This window comes from Halomonas sp. B23F22_20, assembly GCF_043496985.1.
GTDB lineage: Bacteria > Pseudomonadota > Gammaproteobacteria > Pseudomonadales > Halomonadaceae > Halomonas.
Genome location: NZ_JBIEKH010000038.1, coordinates 1 through 25,054, shown reverse-complemented (window position 1 = coordinate 25,054; position 25,054 = coordinate 1). Strand labels below are relative to the sequence as shown.

Genomic DNA, 25,054 nt, shown 5'->3' with positions numbered 1-25,054 from the left:
TGAAGATGTCCATGACCACGGCGGCCTTGCGCTTGGCGGTCCATCGCTTGATCGGGTTGTCGTCGCTCATCCTGTCCTCCTGATGGCTGCACTATAGCCTGTGCAGCTATGGAGGGGGTCACTTCACTGGGGCGCTGTGACCTGACCATTCATACACGTGATTCCATGGAAGAACTGTTTGGTGGTGGCTATGAAGTCGTCGATGTTTATGAACACAATTCTGAAGGCTCGACTTTAGTCGGGCGGAAAAAGCACTGGCACACTTACTCTGTCGTTGCTCGAAAAGTTATTTAACAATCGGTGGCATCGCGACCGATTTTTCGCCGCTTCGTATCTCCAAATCGGCGTATCAGCCAGGGGGCAGATCCCTACGATGCACATTCTTGTTACCGGCGCAGCAGGCTCCGGAACCAGCACACTCGGCAAGGCGCTCGCCAAGGAGCTGAATGCCTCCTTCCTGGAGGCCGATGACGTCTATTGGCTGGAAACTGATCCGCCTTTCACGACGAAAAGGCCTGTAGAGGAAAGGCGGAGGCTGATGATCGCGAGTCTGGAAAGCTATCCAGACGCAGTCGTCTCAGGGTCAGTGATGCAATGGGGCGAGGAAATTGAGAATGCTTTTGACGTGGTGATCTTTCTTTATGTGGAAGCGCATATCCGCTTGCAGAGGTTGCGGGAAAGAGAGATTTATCTTTTTGGCGCTGCGGACCCTGACTTCCTGGAATGGGCGGCACAGTATGACCAAGGTACGGCGCCGGGACGAAGTCTCGCCAGGCATCGTGCATGGCTGGAAAATCGCTCATGTCGCGTCATAACGCTAGAAAGGGGCTATGTCAGTGTCTGAGCAATTAGAAGTTTTAAGGCAAAACGGCCTGACTTACCGCTTCAGATGACCGCCCAATCCGCTGCCGCGCCTCGGTCGGCAATTGACCTTTGGTGTTAGCCATCAATCAGGAGTGAATCCAGCAACTGCTCCATCAGCGGCCCCAACGTCATGGGCCGCTGACGGAAGGCAGTGTGTGAAGCCTTACAGCGTCTCTTCCAGCAGCATGGCGAGCCGCTTGTGGTGCAAGTCGTCGGCGGCCGCGTCGTAGGAGGGGGCGTCCTTGGCGGTGAAGCCGTGGGCCGCGCCCTTGTAGAGCTCGGTGGCGAAGTGCACGCCGGCGGCGGCGAGTGCCTCGTCCATGCGGGCGATCTGCTCGGGCGGTAGCAGCTCGTCCTTGTCGGCATGGCCGAAGTAGACGCGGGCTTGGATGGCGTCGACCACGTTCACCGGGCTTTCGGCGTCGTCGGCCTTGGCCAGGTTGGCGGAGTGGAAGCCGGCCGCGGCAGCCACGCGCTCGGGGTGTTCGGCCGCCATGCGCAGCGCGAAGGCCGAGGTCATGCAGTAGCCGACCACGCCGACCTTGCCGTTTGCGAACTCCGCTTCTCGGTCGAGGCAGTCCAGCAGGGCGGTGAAGTCGCGGGATTGCGCCTCGGGGGTGAGGTGGCCGGCATACTCGACCAGCGTCGGGCGCACGTCGGGATCGCGGAAGGACTTGCCCTCGGGCACGATCTCGCCGGCGGCATCGCGGTAGTAGACGTTGGGCATCAACACGGCGTAGCCGTTGTCGGCGATCCGCTGGGCCTTCTCGTGATAGCAGGGGCGCAGGCCGCCGATATCGGTGAACAGCACCACGGCCGGCAGCGGGCCGTCGGCGTTCGCCGGCGTGACGATATGGGCGTCGATGGTGCCGTCGGCGGCGGGAATATCGATGGCGCGGGACATGGGGGCTCCTGAATAACGATAGGATTGGCGTGGCAGAGCGGCTCTGCCCGGCGTAGATATGATGCGCTTCTGGGTGTGGCACTCTCTACCATAACGAAGGAATGATCCTAAAGCCGCTTTGGCGATGCTTGCCGGGGCCGGGCGGTGAGCGAGGCGGCGATCCCGGCATCGTCCACGGTCTTGAACGGGAGATGGTGATGACAGAGCAAGCGGCGTTTTACGTGCTGTACCGCTTCAAGGTGAAGCCGAGGATGGAGGATACCTTCAAGGAAGGATGGCGTCGCATGACACAAGCCATTCGCGAACAGCGAGGCGGCCTGGGCTCGCGTCTTCATCGGGCCGATGATGGCTGGTGGGTGGCCTATGCGAAGTGGCCGAATCGCCAAGCCTGGGCGTCGTCACAGCAGAGGTCCGAGTCCCCGGACCGTGATGCTGCCGCACTCATGGCGGAGGCCATCATGGAGCGGTTGCCGCCCATTCCTCTGGAGCCCGAGATCGATCTGATCGACCGGCGTGCGGGGAAAGACGGCACGCCTTAAGGATCATGAATAGTGGGTCACTGCCCGCCTCCGATGATCAGCCGCAGTGCCTGAAGGCCGCCGAACTCGAGGCGGGTTTCCTCCGAGAACAGCGGGTGGCCGTGGAGGCTCAGGTCGACGGTGGCCGAGGCGCCCTGATAGCGCACGTCGGCGGTGATCTCGGCCTCGGTGCCCAGCGGCGCCAGCGGGCCGTAGCCGATGTCGTCCACTTCCACGACGCCGAGGCCGCTGTCAGCCAGCGCCTGGACGACGTCGTTCTCCAGTGCCATGCCGTAGCTGACATAGAGCCCGCCGTAGGCGAGGCCGGCGATGACGATCAGTAAGAGAACACGTCCCATCGAAGGGTTCCTCGTCGAAAGCGTGGGTCAGATAGCGGATGACGGGCGGGGCTGCCAGCCGCCCTCGCGGATCGCGGGGCAGCCCGCGACCTCGAGGTTGTAGAGATACAGCCAGGCCGGGCCGAAGGCGGTGGCATGCACGACGCGGTCGTAGGTGCCGCTGGCCGGCCGGCGGGCGCGGTAGTCCTCAAGCACGTCGAGGTCCTCGAGCCCTTTGGCGTCGACGCTGAACACCTCGACTTCGACGCCGCGCGAGGGGGCGAGCCGGGCGCCGGGGTAGGGGCCGAGGTCGAAGAGCGTTACGTCGGTGAGCACGTCCGCGCCCACGAACGCGGCGCCGTCCAGCCAGTGGTGGTTGCGCAGGCCGCGCTTCAGGGTGCCGTAGACGGCGACCAGGGGCGTGCGCTGGATGGCGAGGGCGGGGCTGTGCATGGGGCTGTCCTCTCGGGCGGCGTGGCGGACGCCAGTCTACCAGAGCGCCTGGCGCCCGGCAGTGAAGGGGGCAGGTGATTGGGGGCTTTGAGGGCGCCTGACGGCGCCATTCGCGCAGCAGAGCTGCGCTCCCACGCAAACCTCCCACGCAAACCGGGTCAGGCCGCGTACCGCGCCTGCCCTGCGTTGCGGTCTTACTCCATCGCCGAGTCGCGGCCGAGGTTCTCGGGTCCGAAGGAGTCGGGCAGCAGCTCGTCCATGGTGTAGCGGCGCAGCAGCGTGCCCTGGGCGTCGACGACGCGGATCAGCGTAGCGGGGCTCGCGAACTCGCGGATGCGCTGGCGGCAGTCGCCGCAGGGTGTGCACAGGTGCTCGCCGGGACCGATCACGTAGACCTCGCGCAGCTCGCGCTCGCCGGCGCTGGCCATGGCGGCGATCGCCGAGGCCTCGGCGCACAGCCCCTTGTAGTGGGCCACCTCGACGTTGGCGCCGGCGTAGCGGGTGCCGCTCTCGCTGACGATCAGCGCGCCCACCGGGTGGTTCGAGTAGGGCGCATAGGCGCGGTCGCGCACCGCGATCAGCGCCTCGACGATATCGGGCTGCACGCCGTTCCGATCGATGGCCTCGCTCATGCGCCGGCTCCTCGGGCCGCGTCGTCGCGCAGCACGCTGTCCAGGGCGATGGTCATCATCTCGTCGAAGGTGGTGGCGCGCTGGTCGCTGGACAGCGAGTCGCCCTTGACGATGTGGTCGGAAACCGTGCAGATAGTGGCGGCCCGGGCGCCGAACTCGGCGGCCACGCCGTAGAGGCCGGCGGCTTCCATCTCCACGCCGACGATGCCGTAGCGGCGCAGCAGCTCGACCATCTCGGGGCGCGGGTCGTAGAACAGGTCCGCCGAGAAGATGTTGCCGACCTTGACCGATACGCCCTGGGCCGCGGCGGCGTCCACCGCGTGGCGGGTCAGTTCGAAGTCGGCGATGGCGGCGAAGTCGTTGCCCAGGAAGCGGGTGCGATTGACGCCGGAGTCGGTGCAGGCACCCTGGCCGATCACCACGTCGCGCACCGCCACGTCGTCGCGCACCGCGCCGCAGGAGCCGACGCGGATCAGGCTCTTCACGTCGTAGTCGGTGATCAGCTCCTTGGCGTAGATCGACACCGAGGGGATGCCCATGCCATGGCCCATCACCGAAATCTCGCGGCCCTTGTAGGTGCCGGTGTAGCCGTACATGTTGCGCACCTCGTTGACGCAGCGGGCGTCCTCGAGGAAGGTCTCGGCGATGTACCTGGCGCGCAGCGGGTCGCCGGGCATCAGCACGGTGTCGGCGAAGTCGCCGCGCTCGGCCTTGATATGCGGTGTGGCCATGTTGGGTCTCCTTGGTCTAGTGAGCCGGAAAGTTGGCGTTGTCTGAAAAGTCGGCGAGCGAAGGTTAGACAAGGCAAAAATCAGCGAGAAGCCGGAGTTTACGAGCTGTAAATGAGGACTTTGAGCTGATTTTTAACGCCGTATAACCGAGCGCAGACACTTTTCTGGCAGCGCCTAGCGGGCCGGCAGGAAGCTCTCGCCGTCGTCCATGGGCGCCAGGCCGAGGTGGCGGGCCAGGCTCTGGCCGATGTCGGCGAAGCTGGCCCGCGCGCCCAGCGAGCCGGGCGCCAGGCCGGCGCCGCTGGCCAGCACCGGGATGTGCTCCCGGGTGTGGTCGGTGCCGGTCCAGGTCGGGTCGCAGCCGTGGTCGGCGGTGAGGATCAGCAGGTCGTCGTCCTCGAGCTTGTCCAGCAGCTCGGGCAGGCGGGCGTCGAAGGCCTCCAGGGCGGCGGCGTAGCCGGCCACGTCGCGCCGGTGGCCGTAGACCATGTCGAAGTCGACGAAGTTGGTCATGATCAGCGAGCGGTCGCCGGCCTCGTCGAGTGCCGCCAGGGTGGCGTCGAACAGGGCGTCGTGGCCGCTGGCCTTGATGGTCTGCGAGATGCCGCAGTGGGCGTAGATGTCGGCGATCTTGCCGATCGCCACCACCTGGCCGCCGTCGTCATGGAGCTTCTGGAGCACGGTGGGGGCGGGTGGCTCGACGCTGTAGTCGCGCCGCCCGGCGGTGCGGGTGAAGCTCGCGGCGCCGTCGCCGGCCGCCTTTTCACCGGCAAAGGGCCGTGCGATCACCCGGCCGATGTTGTAGGGCTCGAGCAGGCGCCGGGCGATCTCGCACACCTCGTAGAGGCGCGCCAGGCCGAAGCTCTCCTCGTGGGCGGCGATCTGGAACACCGAGTCCGCCGAGGTGTAGACGATGGGCTTGCCGGTGCGCACATGCTCCTCGCCGAGCCGGGCGATGATCTCGGTGCCGGAGGCGTGGCAGTCGCCCAGCACGCCGGGCAGTTCGGCCTCGCGGATCAGCGCCTGGAGCAGCTCGGTCGGAAAGCTGTGCTCGCGCTCCAGGAAGTAGCCCCACTCGAAGCGCACCGGCACCCCGGCGATCTCCCAGTGGCCGGACGGGGTGTCCTTGCCGGAGGAGATCTCCCGGGCGTGGCCGTAGGCGCCGGTGACGGTCGCCGGCGGCTCGACGCCCGCGGCCCAGGCACCGGTGCTCTCGTGGTGGGCGTGGAGAAGGCCCAGCCGGCCGAGGTTCGGCAGTTGCAAGGGGCCACGTTCGGAGGACGTCGCGCAGGCCTCGGCGATATGGCCCAGGGTATCGGCCCCGGCGTCGCCGAAGGCCGCGGCGTCGGGCGTGGCGCCGATGCCGAAGGAGTCGAGGACGAGCACGATAGCGCGTGTCATGGGGCCTCCCGACGGATGGTGTCTTGTATCAGTGTAGGTTCGGCCGGCGGCGTCTCGCCGAGTTCCAGGGCGGCGAGCAGCTGGCGCTCGGCGCGCTCGGCGTCGGATTCGCTTCTGGCATGAATGCGGGCCAGCGGCTCGCCGGCGGCCAGGCGGGTGCCCAGCGCGGCGATCTCGCTCAGGCCCACCGCCGGGTCGATGGCATCAGTGGGGGCGCGGCGTCCGCCGCCCAGCTCGACCACCGCCATGCCCAGCGCCCGGGTGTCGAAGGCGCCCAGGTAGCCGTCGCGCGGGGCGCGCACCTGGCGCGACACCGGAGCCTCGGGCAGGTAGTGGCCGGGGCGCTCGAGCAGGTCGGCGGGGCCGCCGAGGCCGGCCACCATGCGCGCGAAGCGCTCGGCGGCCGCGCCGGAGGCCAGCCGCTCGTCGAGCCGGCTCAGGGCCGCGTCGCGGTCGGCGGCCAGGCCACCGGCCAACAGCATCTCCGCGGCCAGGCTGCGGGTCACCTCGAGCAGGCGGCCGCCTCGGCGCTTGCCGGTCAGCACCGCCAGTGCCTCGCGCACCTCCACGGCGTTGCCGGCGCAGGGCGCCAGCGGCTGGCTCATGTCGGTGAGCAGGGCCGTGGTCGGGGTGCCGGCCTGACTCGCCACCTCGGCAATGCTCTCGGCCAGCTCCCGGGAGGCCTCGGGGGTGGGCATAAAGGCGCCGCTGCCGACCTTGACGTCCATCACCAGGGCGTCGAGGCCGCAGGCCAGCTTCTTGCCGAGGATCGAGGCGACGATCAGCGGCAGCGACTCCACGGTGGCGGTGACGTCGCGCACCCCGTAGAGGCGCTTGTCCGCCGGGGCCAGGCTGCCGGTCTGGCCGATGATCGCCACCCCGACGTCCTTGACCAGGCGGCGGAAGGTGGCGGTGTCCGGCGTGACCGAATAGCCGGGGATCGCCTCGAGCTTGTCGAGGGTGCCGCCGGTGTGGCCGAGGCCGCGCCCCGAGATCATCGGCACATGGCCGCCGCAGGCGGCCACCCAGGGGCCCAGCACCAGCGAGACCAGGTCGCCCACGCCGCCGGTGGAGTGCTTGTCGAGCACCGGGCCGGGCAGGTCGAGCCCGGCCCAGTCGAGCACCTCGCCGGAGTCGCGGGTGGCCTCGGTCAGCGCCACCGTCTCGGCGGTGTCCATGCCCTGCAGATAGATGGCCATGGCCAGGGCGCCGACCTGGGCGTCGGACAGGCTACCGTCGGTGATGCCCTGCACCAGCTCGCGGATCGTCGCGACGGGCAAGGGCTGCCCGTCGCGCTTGGCGCGGATAGCCTCCTGGGGAAGCATCAGTAGCCGTCCTCGGGGCCGGCGTTGCCCTCGAAGGCGCCCAGGGTGAGCAGCAGGTCGTCGAGCAGGCCCGAGGCGCCGAAGCGGAAGTGCGCCGGGGTCAGCCAGTTGGCGCCCATGAGGCGTTCGGCGAGCTGCAGGTAGGCCTGGGCGTCCTCGGTGGTGCGCACGCCGCCGGCGGCCTTGAAGCCGACGTCGCGGCCGCTGTCGCGGATCACTTCGAGCAGGATCTCGGCGGCCTCCAGGGTGGCGTTGACGGCGACCTTGCCGGTGGAGGTCTTGAGGAAGTCGGCGCCGCCCTCCACGGCCAGCTCGGCGGCGCGGCGGATCAGCGCCGGGTCCTTCAGCTCGCCGGTCTCTAGGATCACCTTGAGGCTGGCATCGCCGCAGGCGGCCTTGCACATCTCGACCAGCTCCTGGCCCACGGCTTCGTCGCCGGCCATCAGCGCGCGATAGGGGAAGACCACGTCGACCTCGTCGGCGCCGGAGGCCACCGCCTCGCGGGTCGCCCGGGCGGCGCGCATGACGTCGTCGCCGCCGTCGGGGAAGTTGGTGACGGTGGCGATCTTCACGCTGTCGTTCAGGCGGTGGGCGGTCAGCGCCCGGCGTGCCGGGACGATGAACTGCGGGTAGACGCAGATGGCCGCCGGGGTGCCCATCGGCGTCTTGGCCCGCTGGCACAGCGCCTCGATGGTGGCATCGGTGTCGTCGTCGTTGAGGCTGGTAAGGTCCATCAGCGACAGGGCCTGGCGGGCGGCGCGTTGCAGATCGGTCATGACGTTGTCCTGTAGCAAAGAGTCCTGAAGAGAAGCGTGACGCCGCGGCCGGGGCCGCGGCGTCGCCGGTTCATGCCCCGAGGGCGATGAAGAAGCCGGCCAGGGTAGCGGACATCAGGTTGGAAAGGGTACCCGCCAGCACCGCCTTGATGCCGAATCGGGCGATATCGTGGCGCCGGCTGGGGGCGATGCTGCCCAGGCCGCCGAGCAGGATGGCGATCGACGACAGGTTGGCGAAGCCGCACAGCGCGAACGACAGGATCGCCGCGGAGTGCTCGGACAGGGCCTTGCCGGTGGCCGCCACCACCTGCTCGCCGTCGAGGTAGGGCGCCAGATTGATATAGGCCACGAACTCGTTGACCACCAGCTTCTGGCCGATGAACGAGCCGGCCAGGGTGGCTTCCTGCCAGGGCACGCCGAGCAGGAAGGCCAGCGGCGCGAACAGCCAGCCCAGGATCATCTCCAGGCTCAGCGATTCCATGCCGAACCAGCCGCCGACGCCGCCGAGGATGCCGTTGACCAGGGCGATCAGGCCGATGAAGGCCAGCAGCATGGCGCCGACGTTGGCGGCCAGCATCAGGCCGGAGCTGGCCCCGGCGGCGGCGGCGTCGAGCACGTTGGTGGGGTGGTCTTCCTCTTCCTCGAGGCGTTCCTCGGCGGCGGAGACGCTGTCCTCGGGCGTCTCGGTCTCGGGCATCAGCAGCTTGGCGAACAGCAGCCCGCCGGGGGCGGCCATGAAGGAGGCGGCCACCAGGTACTCCATGGGAATGCCCAGCGCCGCATAGCCAGCCAGCACCGAGCCTGCCACCGAGGCCAGGCCGCCGCACATCACCGCGAACAGCTGCGACTGGGTCATCCGGGCGATGAAGGGGCGCACCACCAGCGGCGCCTCGGTCTGGCCGACGAAGATGTTGGCGGTGGCCGACAGCGACTCGGTGCGCGAGGTGCCGAGCGCCTTCTGCAGGGCGCCACCAAGGATGCGGATGATCCACTGCATGACGCCGATGTAATAGAGCACCGCGGTCAGCGAGGAGAAGAAGATGATCACCGGCAGCACCTTGATGGCGAACACGAAGCCGGTGGACTCGACGTCGGCCAGGCCGCCGAACAGGAAGCCGATGCCGTCGTTGGCGTAGAGCACTACCTGGCTGACGGCGTCGGAGACGGTGGCGAGCACCGCCTGGCCTGCGGGCACGTAGAGCACGAAGGCGCCGATGCCGGCCTGGATGGCGAAGGCGCCGCCCACGGTGCGCAGGCGGATGGCGCGGCGGTTGCTGGAAAAGATCAGGGCGATGGCGACCAGTGTCACCATCCCGACCAGGCTCATGATCAAGGTCATGGGGATGTCCTTGTAGTTGGCGGCAGAGGCGTGTGCGACACGCCCCGGGGCCGGCGATGGCTCACGATGAGGCGCTACGTCACAGGAAGTTGTACTTCAGGGTGTAGATCATCGCATTCTGATAGTCGTCGGCGGTACCCAGCTTGTTGTGCGAGTAGCGATACTGCAGGCCGGTGGTGATGGCGTCGACCGGGTGCCACCACAGGGCCACGGCGCCGTTGGTGCCGACCTCGCCGGCCGGGCCGTTGACGTAGTTCTGGGCCAGGTAGTCGTCGTTGCGATCGAAGGTCTGCTCGTGCCAGTTGGTGACGCTGAGGTTCTGACCGAAGGCCTGGAAATCGTAGCCCAGCACCCAGCCGGCCATGTAGCCGTTCTCGCCGTCGTAGCCGCCTTCGCCGCTTTCGACCCAGGCCTTGCCGATGAACGGCTTGAACCACAGGCCGTTGGCGAAGGTATGGCGGAAGCCCAGGCCGGCGATGCGGTCCTGCTCCTCGCTGTCGAAGCCGTAGTCGCGGAAGTCGTAGACGTGGAAGTACAGCGAGAAGGGTGACTCGCCGAGATAGATATGCGAGGTGACCTTGGCGGCGCTGCGGCGATTGTCGCGGGTGTCGTCCTCGAGGGTATCGTTGTGGGGGTTCTCGAAGTCGTAGAAACCGTAGAACTCGCCCCAGTCGAAGCCCACGCCGCCCTCGAGCTCGAGGTAGAAGAAATCGCCCTTGGCGGCGTTGCTGGCGGTGCGCTGTTCGGTGCCGTCGGACCAGTCGAGGTAGTTGACCGAGGCGTTGGCGAATGACCACAGCGGGGTGAAGGGCGAGGCGGCGTCGCCGGCGTTCTCGTCGGCCGCGGCGGGCAGCGCGGCGGCGCCCAGCAGCAGGCCGGCGAGGGGAACGAGGGCACGGGGCGTCGTCATGTGGTTCGGCATGGAATCGGCTTCCTTTGGTGTTGTTGTCGTGTGATGCGCCGGGGATGCAAGGGGACGGACGATCACGTCGACATCGGAACGTGAACCCGGTCTGACCGGGGCGATGAGCGGGTGAGCGACGTGTATGTTATTAGAGTAACACGTCTATGTTATTTTAATCACATTTCGCGTCGCAACCCCGAGATCGGGGTTGCGTCAACGCAACGGGATCGGGGGCTCGCCGAGCGCCGTCCCGAGAGGCGAGAGGTAGTGGAGTGAATGAGCGAAGTGCGGCGCGGCTGGCGCGCCTGCGAGAAGCCCTGGATGAGGGCGGCAGCCTGCGGCTGAGTGAGGCGGCGGCGCTGTGCGAGGTCTCGGCGATGACCATTCGCCGCGACCTGGCGGCCGCCGACGATCAGCTGGTGTTGATCGGCGGCTACCTGATGCGCGGCGACGACCCCCGCCATGGCACGGCTTACGACCTGGCCGTGCAGCGCGACCGCCACGCCGAGGCCAAGCGCCGGCTGTGCGAGCGGGCGCTGGCGACCCTGGAGGAGGGCGACACCTTGTTCATCGACTGCGGCACCACCTTGATGCCGCTGGCGATGAGCCTGCCGGAGGACCTGTCGCTGACGGTGGTCACCTATGCCCTCAACGTGGCCGAGGCGGTGAGCGCCAGGCCGGGCGTGCGGCTGTGGCTGCTGGGCGGGGTCTACCATGATTCGTCGCGCTCCTTCTCCAGCGACGACATGGCCGAGACGATCCGCTCCTTCGGCCTCAACAAGGCCTTCCTGTCGGCGGCCGGCGTGCACCCGCGCCAGGGGCTTAGCTGCTTTCATTTCCACGAGGTGGCGCCCAAGCAGGCTGCCATCGCCACCGCCCAGCGCCGGATACTGGTGGTCGATGCCAGCAAGCAGGGGCTGGTGCGCCCGGCGCGCTTCGCCGGACTCGAGGACATCGATGAGGTGATCACCGAGGAGCCCGCCGCCGAGTGAAGCGACGGGCCCGTGCGGCGCACGGCGGTGGGCCCCGCTTCCCGCCCGGGAGGCGGGGCGTGGGGAATGCGATGGTGAATGCGACATGGGCGCCTCGTATTGTCGTTGTCTCGAGCGTGGATGTCGGAGGTGTTGGCCGGGCGTGGCCTCAGTCGACCAGGCGCAGCAGGGCGTCGTAGGCCTGGTCGAAGGCGGCGAGGCCCTCGCGTTGCAGGCGCTCGCCGATCTCGTCCAGGTCGATGCCCAGGGCGGCCAGCTCGGCGAGCCGCTCACGGGCTGTCGCCAGGCCTTGGGTCAGCGTCTCGGCCGCCTCGCCGTGGTCGGCGAAGGCCGCCAGGGTGGCGTCGGGCACGGTGTTGACGGTGTCGGGGCCGATCAGCTCCTCCACGTACATGACGTCGGAGTAGGCCGGGTTCTTGGTGCCGGTGCTGGCCCACAGGCAGCGCTGGGGCTTGGCACCGGCCGCGTGCAGCTCGGCGAAGGCCTCGCCGCCGAAGGTCTCTTGCCAGCGCGCGTAGGCGGCCTTGGCCGAGGCCACGGCGATATGCCCGCGCAGGTGGGCGGCGGACTCCGGCAGCTCGCCGTCGACCAGGGTGTCCACCCGGCTGAGGAAGAAGCTCGCCACCGCGCGGATGTGGTCCACCGGCTGGCCGGCGGCGTGGCGGGCGGCCAGGCCGTCGCAGTAGGCCGCGAAGACGTCGTCGAGATGGCGCGGCGAGAACATCAGGGTCACGTTGACGTTGAGCCCGGCGGCGATGGCGTTGCGGATCGCCGGCAGGCAGGCCCGGGTGGCCGGGATCTTGATCATGGCGTTGGGCCGGTCGATGGCCGCCCACAGGCGCTTGGCGGCGGCCAGCGTGGCGTCCGGATCCTGGGCCAGGCGCGGCGAGACCTCGAAGCTGACGAAGCCCGCCTCGCCGCCGCTGGCGTCGAAGCGCGGGCGCAGCAGGTCGCAGGTCGCGCGGATGTCGGGCAGCACCAGCGCCTCGAAGCGGCGCTCGGGGTCGGGCTCCCGGTCGCGCAGGCGCGCCAGGTCGTCGCGGTAGAGCGGATCCTCGGCGATGGCCTTGTGGAAGATCGCCGGGTTGGAGGTGACCCCGGCGATGGCGTCTTCCTCCAGCCAGCGTGCCAGCCGACCGCTGTCGAGCAGCCGGCGCGAGAGGTTGTCCAGCCAGACCTGCTGGCCGAATTCGGCGATGCGACTCAGACGACTCATGCGGATACCTCCTGGGATGCGGGGGTGGGGGCCAGCAGTCGGCGGGCCCGTGCGGTGACGGCCTCGGCGGTGAGGCCGAAGTGGCGATACAGGGCATCGGCCGGGCCCGACTCGCCGAAGGTGTCGAGCCCCACGACGTCGCCGTGGAGGCCCACGTACTTGCGCCAGTAGTCGGTGACGCCGGCCTCCACGGCGAGGCGCGGCACCCCGGGCGGCAGCACCGCGTCGCGGTAGCCGCGGTCCTGGCGATCGAAGGCGAAGGTCGAGGGCAGCGACACCACCCGGGCCTGCACGCCTTCGTCCGCGAGCCTTGTTCGGGCCTCCACGGCCAGTTGGATCTCCGAGCCGGTGGCGATCAGTACCAGGTCCAGCGGGCCGTCCTCCCGGGCGAGCACGTAGCCGCCACGGCGGATTTCTGCCAGCTGTGTGGCGTCGCGGGGCTGGGCGGCCAGCGCCTGGCGGCTGAGCACCAGGCTGGTGGGCGTGGCGGTGTGCTCGAGGGCGGCCTGCCAGGCGACGCGGGTCTCGACGGCGTCACAGGGGCGCCAGACGTCCATGTTGGGCATCAGGCGCAGGGTGGCGGTCTGTTCCACCGGCTGGTGGGTGGGGCCGTCCTCGCCGAGGCCGATGGAGTCGTGGGTGAACACGAAGATCGGATTGATCTTCATCAGCGCGGCCATGCGCAGGGCGTTGCGGGCGTATTCGGAGAACATCAGGAAGGTGCCGCCGAAGGGCCGCAGGCCGCCATGCAGGCAGAGGCCGTTCATCACCGCGGCCATGCCGAATTCGCGCACCCCGTAGTGCACGTAGTTGCCGCCGCCGTGGCGACCGACCGGACGGGCCTGGTCCCACAGCGTCAGGTTGGAGCCGGCCAGGTCGGCGGAGCCGCCGACCAGTTCCGGGAGCCCCGCGGCGAAGGCCTGGATCGCCTGCTGGCTGGCCTTGCGCGTGGCGAGCTTTTCTCCCTTCTCGGCCACGGCCTCGAGCCGCTGCTGGGCCTGGCGGGCAAAGTCCTCGGGCAGCTCGCCGGCGAGGCGGCGCTCGAAGTCTCGGGCGGCCTCGGGATGGGCCTCGGCGTAGCGGGTGAACATTGAGCGCCAGGCGGTCTCGTCGCGTTCGCCGCGCTTTCGGGCACTCCATGCCTCGGCGACGTCATCGGGGATGACGAAGGGCGCATGGGGCCAGTTCATGGCCTCGCGGGCGGCGCGGATCTCGGCGTCGCCCAGCGGCGCGCCGTGGCTGGCGGCGCTGCCCTGCTTGGTGGGTGCGCCCTTGCCGATCAGGGTGCGGCAGGCGATCAGGGTGGGGCGGTCGTCGTCCTTGGCCAGGGCAATGGCGGCGTCGATGGCCGCCACGTCGTGGCCGTCGACGGCGGGGATCACCTGCCAGCCGTAGGCGTCGAAGCGGCCTGCGGTGTCGTCGCTGAACCAGCCCGTGACCTCGCCGTCGATGGAGATGCCGTTGTCGTCGTAGAGCACGATCAACTTGCCGAGCCCCAGGGTGCCGGCCAGCGAGGCGGCCTCGTGGCTGATGCCCTCCATCAGGCAGCCGTCGCCGACGAAGGCGTAGGTGTGATGGTCGACCAGCGGCAGGCCGTCGCGATTGAATTCCTCGGCCAGCAGTCGCTCGGCGAGTGCCAGCCCCACGGCGTTGGCCAGCCCCTGGCCCAGCGGGCCGGTGGTGGTCTCGACGCCTGGGGTGTAGCCGAGTTCAGGGTGGCCCGGGGTGCGGCTGTGCAGCTGGCGAAAGGCGGCCAGGTCGTCGCGGGAGAGATCATAGCCGGTCAGGTGAAGCAGGGCGTAGAGCAGCATCGAGCCGTGGCCATTGCTGAGCACGAAGCGGTCGCGGTCGGGCCAGTCGGGATTGGCCGGATTGTGGCGCAGGTGGCGGTGCCACAGGGCGACGGCGATCTCGGCCATGCCCATGGGCATGCCGGGGTGGCCGGAGCCGGCCTGCTGCACGGCATCCATGGCGAGCGCGCGCAGCGCGTTGGCGAGGGTATCGGTGTCGGGCGTTGTCATTATCGGTGTCCAGCTAGTGAAGGATCAGTGGTTGACAGTGGGCTGAGCAAAGCGGGCCTTTCCCGGCGACAAGCCCCGAGGTGTCGGACCATCGCGAGGGCGCTGTGAACCCATCCCTGGGCGCTACCGTTGCCCTGCAGCGCTCTTGCATCCTGCGCCGCTTGCAGGGCCTGGGTTGGCCATCCATGGCCAACCCGTTCGGCGGGAGGAACATCCACTGGATGTTCCTCTCCTTCCGCCTCACCCCTGGCAAAGGACCCTCGCTTCGCCTTGTCCCCGGCGGCCTCGCCACAGAGTGTCTGGCGAAAGCGCTTATTCCCCCTTTGGCTTCTCGGGGGCGACGAAGGTGTCCATGAACAGCGTCATCAGGCGTTCGCCGTCGACGTCCACGCAGACCCGCTGCGAGGGCAGGCCGTCCCAGGCGTTGGGGGGGAAATCCTGGGCGTCGGGGCGCTGGATGGTCTGGCCCATGGCCAGGCCGTCGCGCACGGCGCGTACCGGGCCGCGGCGCACCTCGAACAGGCCCGGGTCGAGCACGTAGGCCACGGCGCTGGAGTCGTGGACATAGCAGCCGTCGATGGCCTCGCGCTCGGAGTAGAAGTCCACGTAGTGGCGCGAGATCCGCCACATGAAGTCGCCGTCCTCGCCGCCCTGGTCGCGCAGGCGACGGAAGTCGGCGTCGCGCATCAGCACCTTGTGGGTAACGTCCAGGCCGACGATGGCGACCGGCCAGTCGGCGCTGAACACCAGGTCGGCGGCGTGCGGGTCGCCGTGGATGTTGGCCTCGGCCACCGGCGTGATGTTGCCGCCCTGGCCGCCGACGCCGAAGGCGCCGCCCATCACCACGACTTCCTTGACCAGGCCGGCGATGGCCGGGTCTTCCTTGAGCGCCAGGGCCAGGTTGGTCAGCGGGCCGACCGCGATCAGCGTCACCTCGCCGGGGTGGCGGCGCACGGTGTCGATGATCAGTTGGTAGGCGGGCCGCGGGTCCAGCGCCAGGGTCGGCTCGAAGGAGAGCCCGGCGTTGCCCAGGCCGTCGTCGCCGTGGACGAAGGTGGGCGGTGCCGACTTGGGCATCGCCAGGGGCTCGGCCGCGCCGCGGGCGACGGGGACCTCGAGGCCGAAGCGCTGGGCCAGGTAGCGGGCGTTGCGGGTGGTGGTGTCGGTGCGGGCGTTGCCGTGCACCGTGGTGATGCCCTGCAGGTCGAGGCCCGGGTGGCGATGCAGGAACAGCAGCGCCATGGCGTCGTCGATGCCCGGGTCGGTGTCGAAGATCACCTTGGCGGGGGTAGGGGCGGGCGCGGGGGTGGCCATCGTGGTTCTCCTGTAGGGGTCAGTGGTCGGCGAGTTCGTCGCGATGGGGGATCGACGCCTGGGCGCCGGGGCGGGTGACGGCGATGGCGGCGGCGGCCTGTCCCTCGCGGACAGCTGCCTCCACGCTGGCGCCACGCAGCAGCGCCGCGGCGAAGCCGCCGACGAAGGTGTCGCCGGCCGCGGTGGTGTCGACGGCGGCGACCTTCGGTGCCGGATAGTGGTGCAGGCCGCTGTCGTCGGCCGCGACCACGCCCTGGGCGCCCAGGGTGACGAGGATCTGGCGGCAGCCGGACTGGCGCAGGCGGCGGATGGCCTGGGCGGCGTCGTCCGGATGTCCGACGGGGTGGCCGGAGAGGGCCGCGGCCTCGCTCTCGTTGACCACCAGCCAGTCGACCAGCGCCAGAACGTCCTGCGGCAGGGTCATGGCCGGCGCGGCGTTGAGCAGGGTAGTGACGCCATGGCGGCGGGCGCGGGCCAGCGCCTCGCGAACCGTGGCCAGCGGCACCTCCAGCTGGCAGACCAGCAGGCGGGCCCGGCCCAGCGTGGCATCGGCGCTGGCTATGTCCGAGGGGGAGAGCTCGCCGTTGCTGCCGGGAATGACCACGATGCTGTTCTGGCTGGCGTCATCGACCTGGATCATGGCCACGCCGGTCTCGGTATCGGGGCGTGCCAGCACGCCTCGGTGGTGGATGCCTTCGCGGTCGAGGTTGGCCACCAGCGCCCGGCCGTAAGCATCGTCGCCGACGCGACCGACCATCGCCGTGTTGGCACCCAGGCGCGCCAGGGCCACGGCCTGGTTGGCCCCCTTGCCGCCGGGGGTGGCGTCGAAGCCTTTGCCGAGCAGGGTCTCGCCCGGTTGGGGGTGGCGTGGCGTGCGGACCACGAGGTCCATGTTCAGGCTGCCGACGACGATGGCGTCGGCATGTGCGGTCGAGGCGCCGTCCCGAGGCGGAGCGATAGGGGCGGTGGTCACGGCATTCACCCTGTGTTGTTGATGGAAGGCCGACCCGAAGACGGGCCGTGGGCTCGATGGATGGCGTTCACCCTAGCGCAGAGAAAAACGTTTGCGCAAACGTTTTTATTTACCCCATTTGGGGTATCCTGACCCCGTGTCAGACGTTGACAGGAGGGTGGTAGAGGGCATTCCCGGCGACGGATCTGGACGAGCCGTGAAGCGCTGCTACTCGGCGAATCAATGCGTTATGCTGGTGTCATCGAGGGCCGCGGGTGACGTCTCAGGCGGTCGAGGCACGAGCGGCAGGCAGGAGAGGCAATGAACGGGCGACGAGCGGCGGGCAAGCGCGGCAGGGGCGGCCAGCGGCGATGGTGACGATTACCGATGTGGCCAGGGAGGCGGGGGTGTCCGTGTCGACCGTGTCCCACGTGGTCAACGGCACGCGCTTCGTCAAGGCGGATACTCGCGAGCGCGTCATGGCGGCGATCGAGCGGCTCGATTTCACTCCCAGTACCTCGGCGCAGTCGCTGAAGAAGAATGTGACGCACACCGTGGGGATGATCGTCACCAGCTCGACCAACCCCTATTTCGCCGAGGTGGTCGCCCGGCTCGAGTCGGAGCTCTACGAGGCCGGCTTCAACTTGATGCTGTGCAATTCCGGACGCGACATCGACAAGCAGCGCAGCTACATCCGCACGCTGAAGGGACGGCGCATCGACGGGCTGCTGGTACTGGAGTCGGTGCTCTCCGATGCCTACCTGGAACTGCTGGGGTCATGCAGCTTCCCGGTGGTGATGCTGGATTCGGACACGCCGAGCCTGACCAGCGTCAGCGACGATTCCGAGCTCGGCGGTTATCTGGCGACCCGCCATCTGATCGAGCAGGGCCACCGGGCGATTGGCTGCATCGCCGGGCCCGTGCAGCATCATCAGTCGATACGCCGCTTCCGCGGTTTCCAGCGCGCCCTGGCCGAGGCGGGGCTGTCGCTGGAGCCGGATTGGGTGCATGCCGGTGGCATGGACAGCGAGAGCGGGGAGGCGGCGGTGCGCCAGCTGTGCAGGAGCCGCCGGCGCCCCACCGCGCTGTTTGCCTTCAATGACTTCTCGGCGCTGGGCGCCATCAGCCAGGCGACCCGGCAGGGGCTGCGCGTGCCCGAAGACCTGTCGGTGATCGGCTACGACGATATCGAGATCGCGCGCCTGCTGAGGCCCGCCCTGACCACCGTGCGCCAGCAGACCGCGACGCTGTGCCGGGAGGCCTGTCGGCTGCTGACTCAGGCCATCGCCGACAAGCGCAGCGACGTCGAACAGTTGCACGTCGCGCCGGAACTCATCGTGCGCGAGTCGGTCGCACCTCCCGATGAGTGAGTGACGCGCCGACCATCGGCTTGCTCGGGATCAAGCCTTGTCGACGTGGACTTGCTATGTTGAAGGCGAGCGCCGATGACGTGGCGCGCCCTTGTGCTGCTTTCCGGAGGCCTTGCCATGCGTGCCGCAGATGTCATGACTCCCCATGTGATCAGCGTGTCGCCCGACAGCGAAGTGCGCGAGATCGCCAGCCTGCTGATCGAACACGGCATCAGCGCGGTCCCGGTGGTGGACGAGCGGGAACACCTGCTTGGCATCGTCAGCGAGGGAGACCTGATCCGCCGCCTCGGCGAGGAAGAGCCGCGCTCGTGGTGGCTGCGGCTTTTTGCCGCAGGCGATCAGGCGGCGGACTATGTGCGCACCCACGGGCGCCTGGCCCGTGAGATCATGACGCCGAATCCCGTCACCGTGGAAAAGGACGAGCCGCTGCATCGGATCGCTGCCCTGCTGGAGCGACGGCGGATCAAGCGAGTGCCGGTGCTGCGCGACGGGCGGCTGGTGGGCATCGTCAGCCGCTCCAACCTGCTGCGCGGCTTCTCGGTGGCGGAGCCCTCCGCGGCACCGACCGGCGGCGATCGGGCGATTCGCGACGCCATCCTCGAGGAGGTGGATCGCCATACCGGGGTGATGGTCGAACGTCTCAACATCATCGTTGCCGATGGCCGGGTACAGCTCTGGGGGCTGGTCGATAGCCAGGAACAGCGCCTGGCCGTGCAGGTCGCCGCCGAGAACGCCGCAGGCGTTCGTTCGGTGGAAAACAACCTGGGGTTCATGCCGCGAGGCATGGGCGGCTACTGAGCACGGGCTCCTCCCGGCGCCCGTTATCCTCCGACACCGGCCTGCCGGGGCTGGTGCGACACATGCGGCAAATCGCCTCTTTCCTCTCTTGCGCGTTTCCTACACAATACGTTCCCCGCGGCCGGACCCTTTCTCGCGCGCCCCATAGAGGCGTTCGCGGGGGTTTGGCCATGAGTGAGCCGAGCCCTTTCCACGATGGTTAGCCTTTGCTGCGGTCATGGGTCAACCGGCGCAGGACAGGTCTCGGTCTTTGCGTAGCTTACTTGCTACAAGTCAGCAGGATTTTTTCCTGTCGCCAAGCCTGACGAGGTCGAAACATGAATCGAACTCCCCCCCTGCGCAAGCTCGGAGTCTTGCTGCTGGCGGTGTTGCCCCTGGTGTTGGCAGGGTGCAGCTCGGCGCTGCTGGACCCCAAGGGCCAGATAGGGGAAGAACAGCGAACCCTGATCCTCACGTCCTTCGGTCTGATGCAGATCGTGGTCATTCCCGTGATCGTGATGACGCTGCTCTTCGCCTGGCGCTATCGCCGCAGTAACCGCGAAGCCTCCTACCGTCCGGATTGGCACCACTCCAATCTGATCGAGGCCATCGTCTGGTTCATCCCCTGTGTGATCATCGTCTTCCTGGCGGTGCTGACCTGGTATACCTCGCACAGCCTGGACCCGCACAAGCCCATCGAGCCGACCGCAGAGCAGCAAGAGCCGATCGAGATCCAGGCCGTATCGCTGGATTGGAAATGGCTGTTCATCTATCCCGAGCAGGGCATCGCCACCGTCAACGAGCTGGCTTTCCCCGAGGATACTCCGGTGCACTTCCGAGTGACCTCCGGTTCGGTGATGAACGCCTTCTTCATCCCGCGTCTGGGTAGTCAGATCTATGCCATGGCCGGCATGGACAACGACGTTCACCTGGTCGCCGATGAGCCGGGCGTGTATGCCGGTCGTTCCACCAACTACAGCGGTGCGGGCTTCGCGGACATGACCTTCAAGGCTCACGTGAGCACCCAGCAGGACTTCGATGCCTGGGTCGAGAAGGTGCGCGAGTCGTCCGAGTCCCTGACCTACCCCGATGAGTACTATGCCCTGGCCGCGCCTAGCGAGGCTAACCCGGTCGAGTACTTCTCCGAGGTATCCCCCTCTCTCTACGAGAGCATCATCAAGAGCTTCAAGGCTGGCGGTCGTCACGCCGAGTACATGGCAGCCATCGCGGGCAATGGCCATGGTGCTGGCCACGGCGAAGCCGCAGACGCCCACGGCGAGTCCGAGAGCGCGGAGGCAGCGGAGTAAATTATGTTCGGAAAACTGACTCTGGAGGCGATCCCCTACCACGAGCCGATCATCATGGTGACCGCTGCGGCCATCGCGATCGGTGGGCTCGGGCTGGTAGGGGCGCTGACCTACTTCAAGAAGTGGGGCTACCTGTGGACGGAATGGATCACTTCCATCGACCACAAGAAGCTCGGCATCATGTACTTCATCGTGGCGCTGGTGATGCTGATTCGCGGCTTCGCCGATGCCATCATGATGCGCAGCCAGCAGGCGCTGGCAGCGGGCGGCGCCGAAGGCTTCCTGCCGCCGCACCACTATGACCAGATCTTCTCCGCCCATGGCGTGATCATGATCTTCTTCGTCGCCATGCCCATGGTCATCGGCCTGATGAACCTGGTGGTGCCGCTGCAGATCGGTGCGCGTGACGTGGCCTTCCCGTTCATGAACAACCTGAGCTTCTGGCTGTTTGCGGCGGGCGTGGTGCTGGTCAACATCTCCCTGGTGGTGGGTGAGTTCGCCCAGACCGGCTGGCTGGCCTATGCGCCACTATCGGGCATAGAGTACAGTCCCGGCGTCGGGGTGGATTACTGGATATGGGCGTTGCAGATATCGGGTATCGGCACGACCCTGACCGGTATCAACTTCTTCGTCACCATCATCAAGATGCGCACCAAGGGCATGAAGCTCTTCCGCATGCCCATCTTCACCTGGACCTCGCTGTGCGCGAACGTCCTTATCATTGCCTCTTTCCCGATTCTGACTGCGACCATCGCACTGCTGACGCTCGATCGTTACCTGGGGATGCACTTCTTCACTAACGATTTCGGCGGCAACATGATGATGTACGTCAACCTCATCTGGGCCTGGGGCCATCCCGAGGTTTACATTCTCATCCTGCCGGCGTTCGGCGTATTCTCCGAGGTCATCTCGACCTTCGCACGCAAGCGTCTGTTCGGATACGGCACCATGGTGTGGGCGACCGTCGCCATTACCGTGCTGTCGTTCATCGTCTGGCTGCACCACTTCTTCACCATGGGAGCGGGTGCCAACGTCAATGCCTTCTTCGGCATCATGACGATGATCATTGCCATCCCGACCGGGGTGAAGATCTTCAACTGGCTGTTCACCATGTACCGCGGCCGGATCGAATTCACCTCGCCGGTGCTGTGGACCCTGGGCTTCATCATCACCTTCTCCATCGGTGGCATGACCGGGGTGATGCTGTCCATTCCGGCAGCCAACTTCGTGCTGCACAACAGCCTGTTCGTCATCGCTCACTTCCACAACGTCATCATTGGTGGCGTGGTGTTCGGCATGCTGGCGGGCCTGACCTACTGGTTCCCGAAGGCCTTCGGCTTCACCCTCAACGAGAAGTGGGGCAAGCGCTCCTTCTGGTGCTGGCTGGTCGGTTTCTACGTCGCCTTCATGCCGCTGTACGTGCTGAGCTTCTTCGGTGCCGTGCGTCGCATGCAGTCCTACGCCAACAGTGAATGGCAGCCGCTGATGCTCGTCGCCTGGGTCGGCGCCGTGATCATCATGTGCGGTATCGCCTGCACCGTGATCCAGTTCTACGTCAGTATCCGCGACCGTAAGCAGAACCAGGACGTCACCGGCGATCCCTGGGACGGCCGTACCCTGGAGTGGGCGACCTCTTCTCCGGCGCAGTTCTACAACTTCGCGCATCTGCCCGAGATCAAGGGTGTCGACGACTTCTGGCGCATGAAGGAAGAGAACGGTGGCAAGCTGCCGCTGTCCGAAGCTCCTTATCAGGACATCCACATGCCCAAGGACACCTGGGAAGGTCCGGTCATCGGTGGCCTCTCCATCGTCTTCGGCTTCGCCCTGATCTGGCACATCTGGTGGCTGGCCATCGTCGGTGGCCTCGGCATGTTTGGTGTGTTCATGGCGCGCATCTTCCGTGAAGACGTCGACTACTACGTGCCTGCTGCGGAAGTCGAACGCATCGAGCGCGAGCACCGTCAGCGCGTCGAGCGTGGCGTTTCGCAGTCTTCAACCTATGCATCCCAGGTAGGAGGGCAGGCGTAATGTCTACTGATACCCTGAGCAACCACGGGGATCATGCTCACGAGCACGATCACCACGACACCGCGGGCACCAAGCTCTTCGGTTTCTGGGTCTACCTGATGAGCGACCTGATCATCTTCGGGTCGCTGTTCGCCACCTTCGCCGTGCTCCTCAAGGGCACGGCCGATGGTCCGACGCCCGGTGAGATCTTCGAGCTGCCCTTCGTTCTGGTCGAGACCTTCCTGCTGCTGTTCTCGAGCTTCACCTACGGGATGGCGGTACTGGCGATGAACGCCGACCGCGCGTCCCAGGTGAAGGCCTGGCTGGCGATCACCTTCCTGCTCGGCGCGGGCTTCGTTGGCATGGAGGTCTACGAGTTCCAGCACCTGATCCATGAAGGCTTCGGTCCGGATCGCAGCGCTTTCCTGTCGGCCTTCTTCACCCTGGTCGGCACCCACGGCCTGCACGTGACCTTCGGCCTGATCTGGATTCTGGTCATGCTGATCCAGGTGCAGACCAAGGGGCTGACCGACATGACGCGCCCGCGGATCATGTGCCTGAGCCTGTTCTGGCACTTCCTGGATATCGTCTGGATCTGCGTCTTCTCCTTCGTCTACCTGATGGGAGTCCTGTGATATGAGCGGACACGCCTCTCATGCCGAGCAGAGCCACGGCAGCGTCAAGTCCTATGTGATCGGCTTGATTCTGTCCATCGTGCTGACCATCATCCCGTTCGGGGTGGTGATGACGGGATCCTTCGCCACGTCAGCCACCGTGCTGATCGTCGTGGCCACCGCGGTGGCTCAGGTGCTCGTGCAGTTGATCCTGTTCATGCACATGAGCACCAAGACCGATGAGGGCTGGAACGTCACGGCCTTCGTCTTCACCGCGTCGATCCTGGTCCTGGTCATCGGAGGTTCCCTATGGATCATGCACAACCTGCATCTCAACATGATGATCGGGTGATGACAGCCTCCTCGCGGCGTCGGGACTACCTGGCTCTGACCAAGCCGGGGATCATCGGTGGCAACGCCATCTCGGTACTGGGCGGCTTTTTCCTGGCCGCCCAGGGCCAGATCGATCTCTGGCTGCTGCTGGCCACGCTGGCAGGATTGTCCCTGGTGATCGCTTCCGGGTGCGCTTACAACAACGTCATCGATCGCGATATCGATGCGGTGATGGAGCGCACCCTCAGCCGGCCCCTGGTGCAGGGGCGGCTGTCGGTGGCAGAGACGCTGCGCTTCGCGACCCTCCTGGGGGTCGCGGGCTTCGCCCTGTTGGCGGTGTTCACCAACGCCGTGACCGTGGGCCTGGCGGCTTTCGGTTTCGCCATCTATGTGGGCGCCTACAGCCTGTGGCTAAAGCGTAGCTCCGAGTACGGCACCCTGGTGGGTAGCCTGTCCGGTGCCATGCCGCCGGTGGTGGGCTACTGTGCGGTGTCCGGTCAGTTCGATGGCGGTGCGCTGACGCTGTTGGTGATCTTCTGCCTGTGGCAGATGCCGCATTCCTATGCCATCGCCATCTTCCGCTTCAAGGATTACGAGGCGGCTAAGATCCCCGTCCTGCCCGTGGTGCGCGGCATCGGTACCGCCAAGCACTACATCCTGGGCTATGTGGTGGCCTTCGTCTTCGCCTCCCTGGCGTTGAGCGTGGCCGGCTATGCCGGGCCGGGCTACTTTGCGGTGGCTCTGGTGATGGGCGTCTACTGGCTGTATCTGGCCATGCAGGGCTACTGGACCACCAACGCCGAGCGTTGGGCCAAGCGCGTGTTCGGCTTCTCGATCCTTACCATCACCGCGTTAAGCGTGATGATGTCGGTGGAGTCAAGCCTGCTTCCCTCCACTCCGTTGATTGCCGCCCTGGGATAAGAGGGGGAGACACAAACGTCACGAGCGACGGCCAGGTAAGGCGAAATCAGCCGAAAAAGCGGAGTTTACGAGCGAGTAAATGAGCATCTTGAGGCTGGTTTCAACGCCACATGGCCGAGCGCAGTGGTTTGTAAATACCCTCTGAAGGTACGACCGTTGGCGGAGACCTTGCGTGTCTCCGCCTATACTTGCCGGTGAAGTCATCGAGTGGCGGGCCATCGTGGCCCGTCCCCGGCAGGAGGGAGTGCCATGTTGACACATGCTTGGGGCATCCTCGCCCATCCGAAGCGCGAGTGGCAGCAGATCAAGGAAGAGCGCGAGACGCTCACCCATCTCTACGAGCACCACGTGCTGCTGCTGGCGGCCATTCCGGTCATCTGTTCCTATATCGGCACCACCCAGGTGGGGTGGAGCCTCGGTGGGGGCACGACGATCCAGCTCGGCTACCTGGATGCCTTGGGCGCGGGGATCGTATTCTACCTGGTGATCCTTGCGGCGGTTTACGTGGTGGGCAAGGTGATCCGCTACATGGCCAAGCGCTTCACCAAGCCGCCGAGCCAGAGCCAGTGCATCGTGTTTGCGGGCTATGTGGCCACGCCGATGTTCGTCAGCGGGATCGTGGCGGTCTATCCGCTGATCTGGCTGTGCCTGCTCGCCGGGATCATCGGCCTGTGTTACACGGCCTATCTGCTCTATCTCGGTATCCCGGCCTTCCTTGGCATCAGCAGCGAAGAAGGCTTCATCGTCTCGAGCACGACGCTGGCCGTCGGGGTGCTGGTCCTGGAGGCCCTGCTCTCTATTACCGTGTTGCTGTGGGGCTATGGCGAGCGCATCATCCTGTCGCTGTTCGGCAGTTGACTTCACGCCCGGGAAGCCGGGAAGACAAGCGCGCATGAGAAACACGAAGGGCGGCCCTGACAGGCCGTGTCAAAACACAACCTCGGCTGGCACACTGCCCATCAGGTTTCCTGATGGGCAGTTTTCATCATGGCACGCTATATCACCGGCGCGTCTCGCGAGCAGCTCGATCTGCTGCCCCCTTCCC

General features: G+C 66.9%; 26 protein-coding genes. 12 read left to right on the top strand and 14 right to left on the bottom strand.

What is annotated here, in order from left to right; all coding sequences use genetic code 11:
* Nucleotides 1–165 precede the first annotated feature (165 nt).
* Both ACGTN6_RS19895 and ACGTN6_RS19890 read left to right on the top strand, forming a co-directional pair.
* A complete protein-coding gene (locus ACGTN6_RS19895) occupies nucleotides 166–294 on the top strand; it encodes a hypothetical protein (protein WP_394594707.1) in 129 nt (42 codons plus the stop codon).
* 79 nt (nucleotides 295–373) lie between these two features.
* Entirely contained in the window at nucleotides 374–844 is a 471-nt protein-coding gene (locus ACGTN6_RS19890; RefSeq protein WP_394594705.1) for an AAA family ATPase, read from the top strand.
* Nucleotides 845–1,027: 183 nt separating this feature from the next.
* On the opposite strand, the gene ACGTN6_RS19885 is transcribed toward ACGTN6_RS19890, so the two are convergent.
* Nucleotides 1,028–1,768, bottom strand: coding sequence for a dienelactone hydrolase family protein (locus ACGTN6_RS19885; protein ID WP_394594703.1), 741 nt, complete (start codon nucleotides 1,766–1,768; stop codon nucleotides 1,028–1,030).
* Between the two features lie 197 nt (nucleotides 1,769–1,965).
* On the opposite strand from ACGTN6_RS19885, the gene ACGTN6_RS19880 reads away from it, so the two are divergent.
* A complete protein-coding gene (locus tag ACGTN6_RS19880; protein ID WP_394594702.1) occupies nucleotides 1,966–2,307 on the top strand; it encodes an antibiotic biosynthesis monooxygenase family protein in 342 nt (113 codons plus the stop codon).
* A gap of 17 nt (nucleotides 2,308–2,324) precedes the next feature.
* Here ACGTN6_RS19880 and ACGTN6_RS19875 read toward each other — a convergent pair whose 3' ends face one another.
* The 9 genes from ACGTN6_RS19875 to ACGTN6_RS19835 form a co-directional block, all read right to left on the bottom strand.
* Nucleotides 2,325–2,645, bottom strand: coding sequence for a hypothetical protein (locus tag ACGTN6_RS19875; RefSeq protein ID WP_183389422.1), 321 nt, complete (start codon nucleotides 2,643–2,645; stop codon nucleotides 2,325–2,327).
* A gap of 27 nt (nucleotides 2,646–2,672) precedes the next feature.
* Nucleotides 2,673–3,077, bottom strand: a complete 405-nt coding sequence (locus ACGTN6_RS19870) for a gamma-glutamylcyclotransferase family protein (protein ID WP_394594700.1) — start codon at nucleotides 3,075–3,077, stop codon at nucleotides 2,673–2,675.
* Nucleotides 3,078–3,271: 194 nt separating this feature from the next.
* Complete coding sequence (gene cdd, locus ACGTN6_RS19865) at nucleotides 3,272–3,709, bottom strand: cytidine deaminase (RefSeq protein ID WP_394594698.1); 438 nt, start codon at nucleotides 3,707–3,709, stop codon at nucleotides 3,272–3,274.
* On the bottom strand, nucleotides 3,706–4,440 hold the full coding sequence (deoD, locus tag ACGTN6_RS19860) for a purine-nucleoside phosphorylase (RefSeq protein ID WP_394594697.1): 735 nt from the start codon (nucleotides 4,438–4,440) through the stop codon (nucleotides 3,706–3,708). Before deoD ends, cdd begins: the two co-directional genes overlap by 4 nt.
* A 174-nt stretch (nucleotides 4,441–4,614) precedes the next feature.
* Nucleotides 4,615–5,841 (bottom strand): phosphopentomutase, encoded by a 1,227-nt coding sequence (locus tag ACGTN6_RS19855; RefSeq protein ID WP_394594695.1) that lies wholly within the window; start codon nucleotides 5,839–5,841, stop codon nucleotides 4,615–4,617.
* Nucleotides 5,838–7,166 carry a thymidine phosphorylase gene (gene deoA / locus ACGTN6_RS19850; RefSeq protein ID WP_394594693.1) on the bottom strand — a complete coding sequence of 443 codons (1,329 nt, stop codon included), beginning with the start codon at nucleotides 7,164–7,166 and terminating at the stop codon, nucleotides 5,838–5,840. The genes ACGTN6_RS19855 and deoA overlap by 4 nt, the downstream gene beginning before the upstream one ends.
* The gene (deoC, locus tag ACGTN6_RS19845; RefSeq protein ID WP_183389428.1) at nucleotides 7,166–7,942 is read right to left on the bottom strand and encodes a deoxyribose-phosphate aldolase; all 777 of its coding nucleotides are present in this window, start codon (nucleotides 7,940–7,942) and stop codon (nucleotides 7,166–7,168) included. The genes deoA and deoC overlap by 1 nt, the downstream gene beginning before the upstream one ends.
* A gap of 70 nt (nucleotides 7,943–8,012) precedes the next feature.
* Nucleotides 8,013–9,281: a NupC/NupG family nucleoside CNT transporter gene (locus ACGTN6_RS19840; protein WP_394594691.1), complete on the bottom strand. Its 1,269-nt coding sequence runs from the start codon at nucleotides 9,279–9,281 to the stop codon at nucleotides 8,013–8,015.
* A 79-nt stretch (nucleotides 9,282–9,360) separates the two neighbouring features.
* Complete coding sequence (locus tag ACGTN6_RS19835) at nucleotides 9,361–10,203, bottom strand: outer membrane protein OmpK (protein WP_394594689.1); 843 nt, start codon at nucleotides 10,201–10,203, stop codon at nucleotides 9,361–9,363.
* Between the two features lie 254 nt (nucleotides 10,204–10,457).
* On the opposite strand from ACGTN6_RS19835, the gene ACGTN6_RS19830 reads away from it, so the two are divergent.
* The gene (locus ACGTN6_RS19830) at nucleotides 10,458–11,177 is read left to right on the top strand and encodes a DeoR family transcriptional regulator (protein ID WP_394594688.1); all 720 of its coding nucleotides are present in this window, start codon (nucleotides 10,458–10,460) and stop codon (nucleotides 11,175–11,177) included.
* Between the two features lie 148 nt (nucleotides 11,178–11,325).
* Here ACGTN6_RS19830 and tal read toward each other — a convergent pair whose 3' ends face one another.
* From tal to rbsK, 4 genes are all read right to left on the bottom strand, one after another.
* Nucleotides 11,326–12,393, bottom strand: a complete 1,068-nt coding sequence (gene tal, locus ACGTN6_RS19825; protein WP_394594686.1) for a transaldolase — start codon at nucleotides 12,391–12,393, stop codon at nucleotides 11,326–11,328.
* The gene (tkt, locus tag ACGTN6_RS19820) at nucleotides 12,390–14,414 is read right to left on the bottom strand and encodes a transketolase (protein ID WP_394594684.1); all 2,025 of its coding nucleotides are present in this window, start codon (nucleotides 14,412–14,414) and stop codon (nucleotides 12,390–12,392) included. The genes tal and tkt overlap by 4 nt, the downstream gene beginning before the upstream one ends.
* A gap of 312 nt (nucleotides 14,415–14,726) precedes the next feature.
* Nucleotides 14,727–15,728, bottom strand: coding sequence for a nucleoside hydrolase (locus ACGTN6_RS19815; protein ID WP_394594682.1), 1,002 nt, complete (start codon nucleotides 15,726–15,728; stop codon nucleotides 14,727–14,729).
* 19 nt (nucleotides 15,729–15,747) lie between these two features.
* Complete coding sequence (gene rbsK, locus ACGTN6_RS19810; protein ID WP_394594680.1) at nucleotides 15,748–16,701, bottom strand: ribokinase; 954 nt, start codon at nucleotides 16,699–16,701, stop codon at nucleotides 15,748–15,750.
* A gap of 350 nt (nucleotides 16,702–17,051) precedes the next feature.
* Here rbsK and ACGTN6_RS19805 point away from each other — a divergent pair, with 350 nt between their 5' ends.
* From ACGTN6_RS19805 to ACGTN6_RS19770, 8 genes are all read left to right on the top strand, one after another.
* On the top strand, nucleotides 17,052–18,050 hold the full coding sequence (locus ACGTN6_RS19805) for a LacI family DNA-binding transcriptional regulator (protein WP_246393059.1): 999 nt from the start codon (nucleotides 17,052–17,054) through the stop codon (nucleotides 18,048–18,050).
* Between the two features lie 117 nt (nucleotides 18,051–18,167).
* Entirely contained in the window at nucleotides 18,168–18,848 is a 681-nt protein-coding gene (locus ACGTN6_RS19800; protein WP_394594678.1) for a CBS domain-containing protein, read from the top strand.
* Between the two features lie 317 nt (nucleotides 18,849–19,165).
* The gene (gene cyoA, locus ACGTN6_RS19795) at nucleotides 19,166–20,134 is read left to right on the top strand and encodes a ubiquinol oxidase subunit II (RefSeq protein ID WP_183389440.1); all 969 of its coding nucleotides are present in this window, start codon (nucleotides 19,166–19,168) and stop codon (nucleotides 20,132–20,134) included.
* A 3-nt stretch (nucleotides 20,135–20,137) separates the two neighbouring features.
* Entirely contained in the window at nucleotides 20,138–22,162 is a 2,025-nt protein-coding gene (gene cyoB / locus ACGTN6_RS19790) for a cytochrome o ubiquinol oxidase subunit I (protein WP_183389441.1), read from the top strand.
* The gene (locus ACGTN6_RS19785; protein WP_183389442.1) at nucleotides 22,162–22,776 is read left to right on the top strand and encodes a cytochrome o ubiquinol oxidase subunit III; all 615 of its coding nucleotides are present in this window, start codon (nucleotides 22,162–22,164) and stop codon (nucleotides 22,774–22,776) included. The genes cyoB and ACGTN6_RS19785 overlap by 1 nt, the downstream gene beginning before the upstream one ends.
* 1 nt (nucleotide 22,777) lies before the next feature.
* Nucleotides 22,778–23,107: a cytochrome o ubiquinol oxidase subunit IV gene (gene cyoD / locus ACGTN6_RS19780; protein WP_183389443.1), complete on the top strand. Its 330-nt coding sequence runs from the start codon at nucleotides 22,778–22,780 to the stop codon at nucleotides 23,105–23,107.
* The gene (gene cyoE / locus ACGTN6_RS19775; protein WP_183389444.1) at nucleotides 23,065–24,009 is read left to right on the top strand and encodes a heme o synthase; all 945 of its coding nucleotides are present in this window, start codon (nucleotides 23,065–23,067) and stop codon (nucleotides 24,007–24,009) included. Before cyoD ends, cyoE begins: the two co-directional genes overlap by 43 nt.
* A gap of 249 nt (nucleotides 24,010–24,258) precedes the next feature.
* Nucleotides 24,259–24,867, top strand: coding sequence for a Yip1 family protein (locus tag ACGTN6_RS19770; RefSeq protein WP_183389445.1), 609 nt, complete (start codon nucleotides 24,259–24,261; stop codon nucleotides 24,865–24,867).
* The last annotated feature ends 187 nt before the right edge of the window (nucleotides 24,868–25,054 follow it).

Coding starts and splice junctions, on each gene's coding strand:
- ACGTN6_RS19895 (WP_394594707.1), top strand. CDS start 166: ATGGAAGAACTGTTTGGTGGTGGCTATGAAGTCGTCGATGTTTATGAA.
- ACGTN6_RS19890 (WP_394594705.1), top strand. CDS start 374: ATGCACATTCTTGTTACCGGCGCAGCAGGCTCCGGAACCAGCACACTC.
- ACGTN6_RS19885 (WP_394594703.1), bottom strand. CDS start 1,768: ATGTCCCGCGCCATCGATATTCCCGCCGCCGACGGCACCATCGACGCC.
- ACGTN6_RS19880 (WP_394594702.1), top strand. CDS start 1,966: ATGACAGAGCAAGCGGCGTTTTACGTGCTGTACCGCTTCAAGGTGAAG.
- ACGTN6_RS19875 (WP_183389422.1), bottom strand. CDS start 2,645: ATGGGACGTGTTCTCTTACTGATCGTCATCGCCGGCCTCGCCTACGGC.
- ACGTN6_RS19870 (WP_394594700.1), bottom strand. CDS start 3,077: ATGCACAGCCCCGCCCTCGCCATCCAGCGCACGCCCCTGGTCGCCGTC.
- cdd (WP_394594698.1), bottom strand. CDS start 3,709: ATGAGCGAGGCCATCGATCGGAACGGCGTGCAGCCCGATATCGTCGAG.
- deoD (WP_394594697.1), bottom strand. CDS start 4,440: ATGGCCACACCGCATATCAAGGCCGAGCGCGGCGACTTCGCCGACACC.
- ACGTN6_RS19855 (WP_394594695.1), bottom strand. CDS start 5,841: ATGACACGCGCTATCGTGCTCGTCCTCGACTCCTTCGGCATCGGCGCC.
- deoA (WP_394594693.1), bottom strand. CDS start 7,166: ATGCTTCCCCAGGAGGCTATCCGCGCCAAGCGCGACGGGCAGCCCTTG.
- deoC (WP_183389428.1), bottom strand. CDS start 7,942: ATGACCGATCTGCAACGCGCCGCCCGCCAGGCCCTGTCGCTGATGGAC.
- ACGTN6_RS19840 (WP_394594691.1), bottom strand. CDS start 9,281: ATGACCTTGATCATGAGCCTGGTCGGGATGGTGACACTGGTCGCCATC.
- ACGTN6_RS19835 (WP_394594689.1), bottom strand. CDS start 10,203: ATGCCGAACCACATGACGACGCCCCGTGCCCTCGTTCCCCTCGCCGGC.
- tal (WP_394594686.1), bottom strand. CDS start 12,393: ATGAGTCGTCTGAGTCGCATCGCCGAATTCGGCCAGCAGGTCTGGCTG.
- tkt (WP_394594684.1), bottom strand. CDS start 14,414: ATGACAACGCCCGACACCGATACCCTCGCCAACGCGCTGCGCGCGCTC.
- ACGTN6_RS19815 (WP_394594682.1), bottom strand. CDS start 15,728: ATGGCCACCCCCGCGCCCGCCCCTACCCCCGCCAAGGTGATCTTCGAC.
- ACGTN6_RS19805 (WP_246393059.1), top strand. CDS start 17,052: ATGGTGACGATTACCGATGTGGCCAGGGAGGCGGGGGTGTCCGTGTCG.
- ACGTN6_RS19800 (WP_394594678.1), top strand. CDS start 18,168: ATGCGTGCCGCAGATGTCATGACTCCCCATGTGATCAGCGTGTCGCCC.
- cyoA (WP_183389440.1), top strand. CDS start 19,166: ATGAATCGAACTCCCCCCCTGCGCAAGCTCGGAGTCTTGCTGCTGGCG.
- cyoB (WP_183389441.1), top strand. CDS start 20,138: ATGTTCGGAAAACTGACTCTGGAGGCGATCCCCTACCACGAGCCGATC.
- ACGTN6_RS19785 (WP_183389442.1), top strand. CDS start 22,162: ATGTCTACTGATACCCTGAGCAACCACGGGGATCATGCTCACGAGCAC.
- cyoD (WP_183389443.1), top strand. CDS start 22,778: ATGAGCGGACACGCCTCTCATGCCGAGCAGAGCCACGGCAGCGTCAAG.
- cyoE (WP_183389444.1), top strand. CDS start 23,065: ATGGATCATGCACAACCTGCATCTCAACATGATGATCGGGTGATGACA.
- ACGTN6_RS19770 (WP_183389445.1), top strand. CDS start 24,259: ATGTTGACACATGCTTGGGGCATCCTCGCCCATCCGAAGCGCGAGTGG.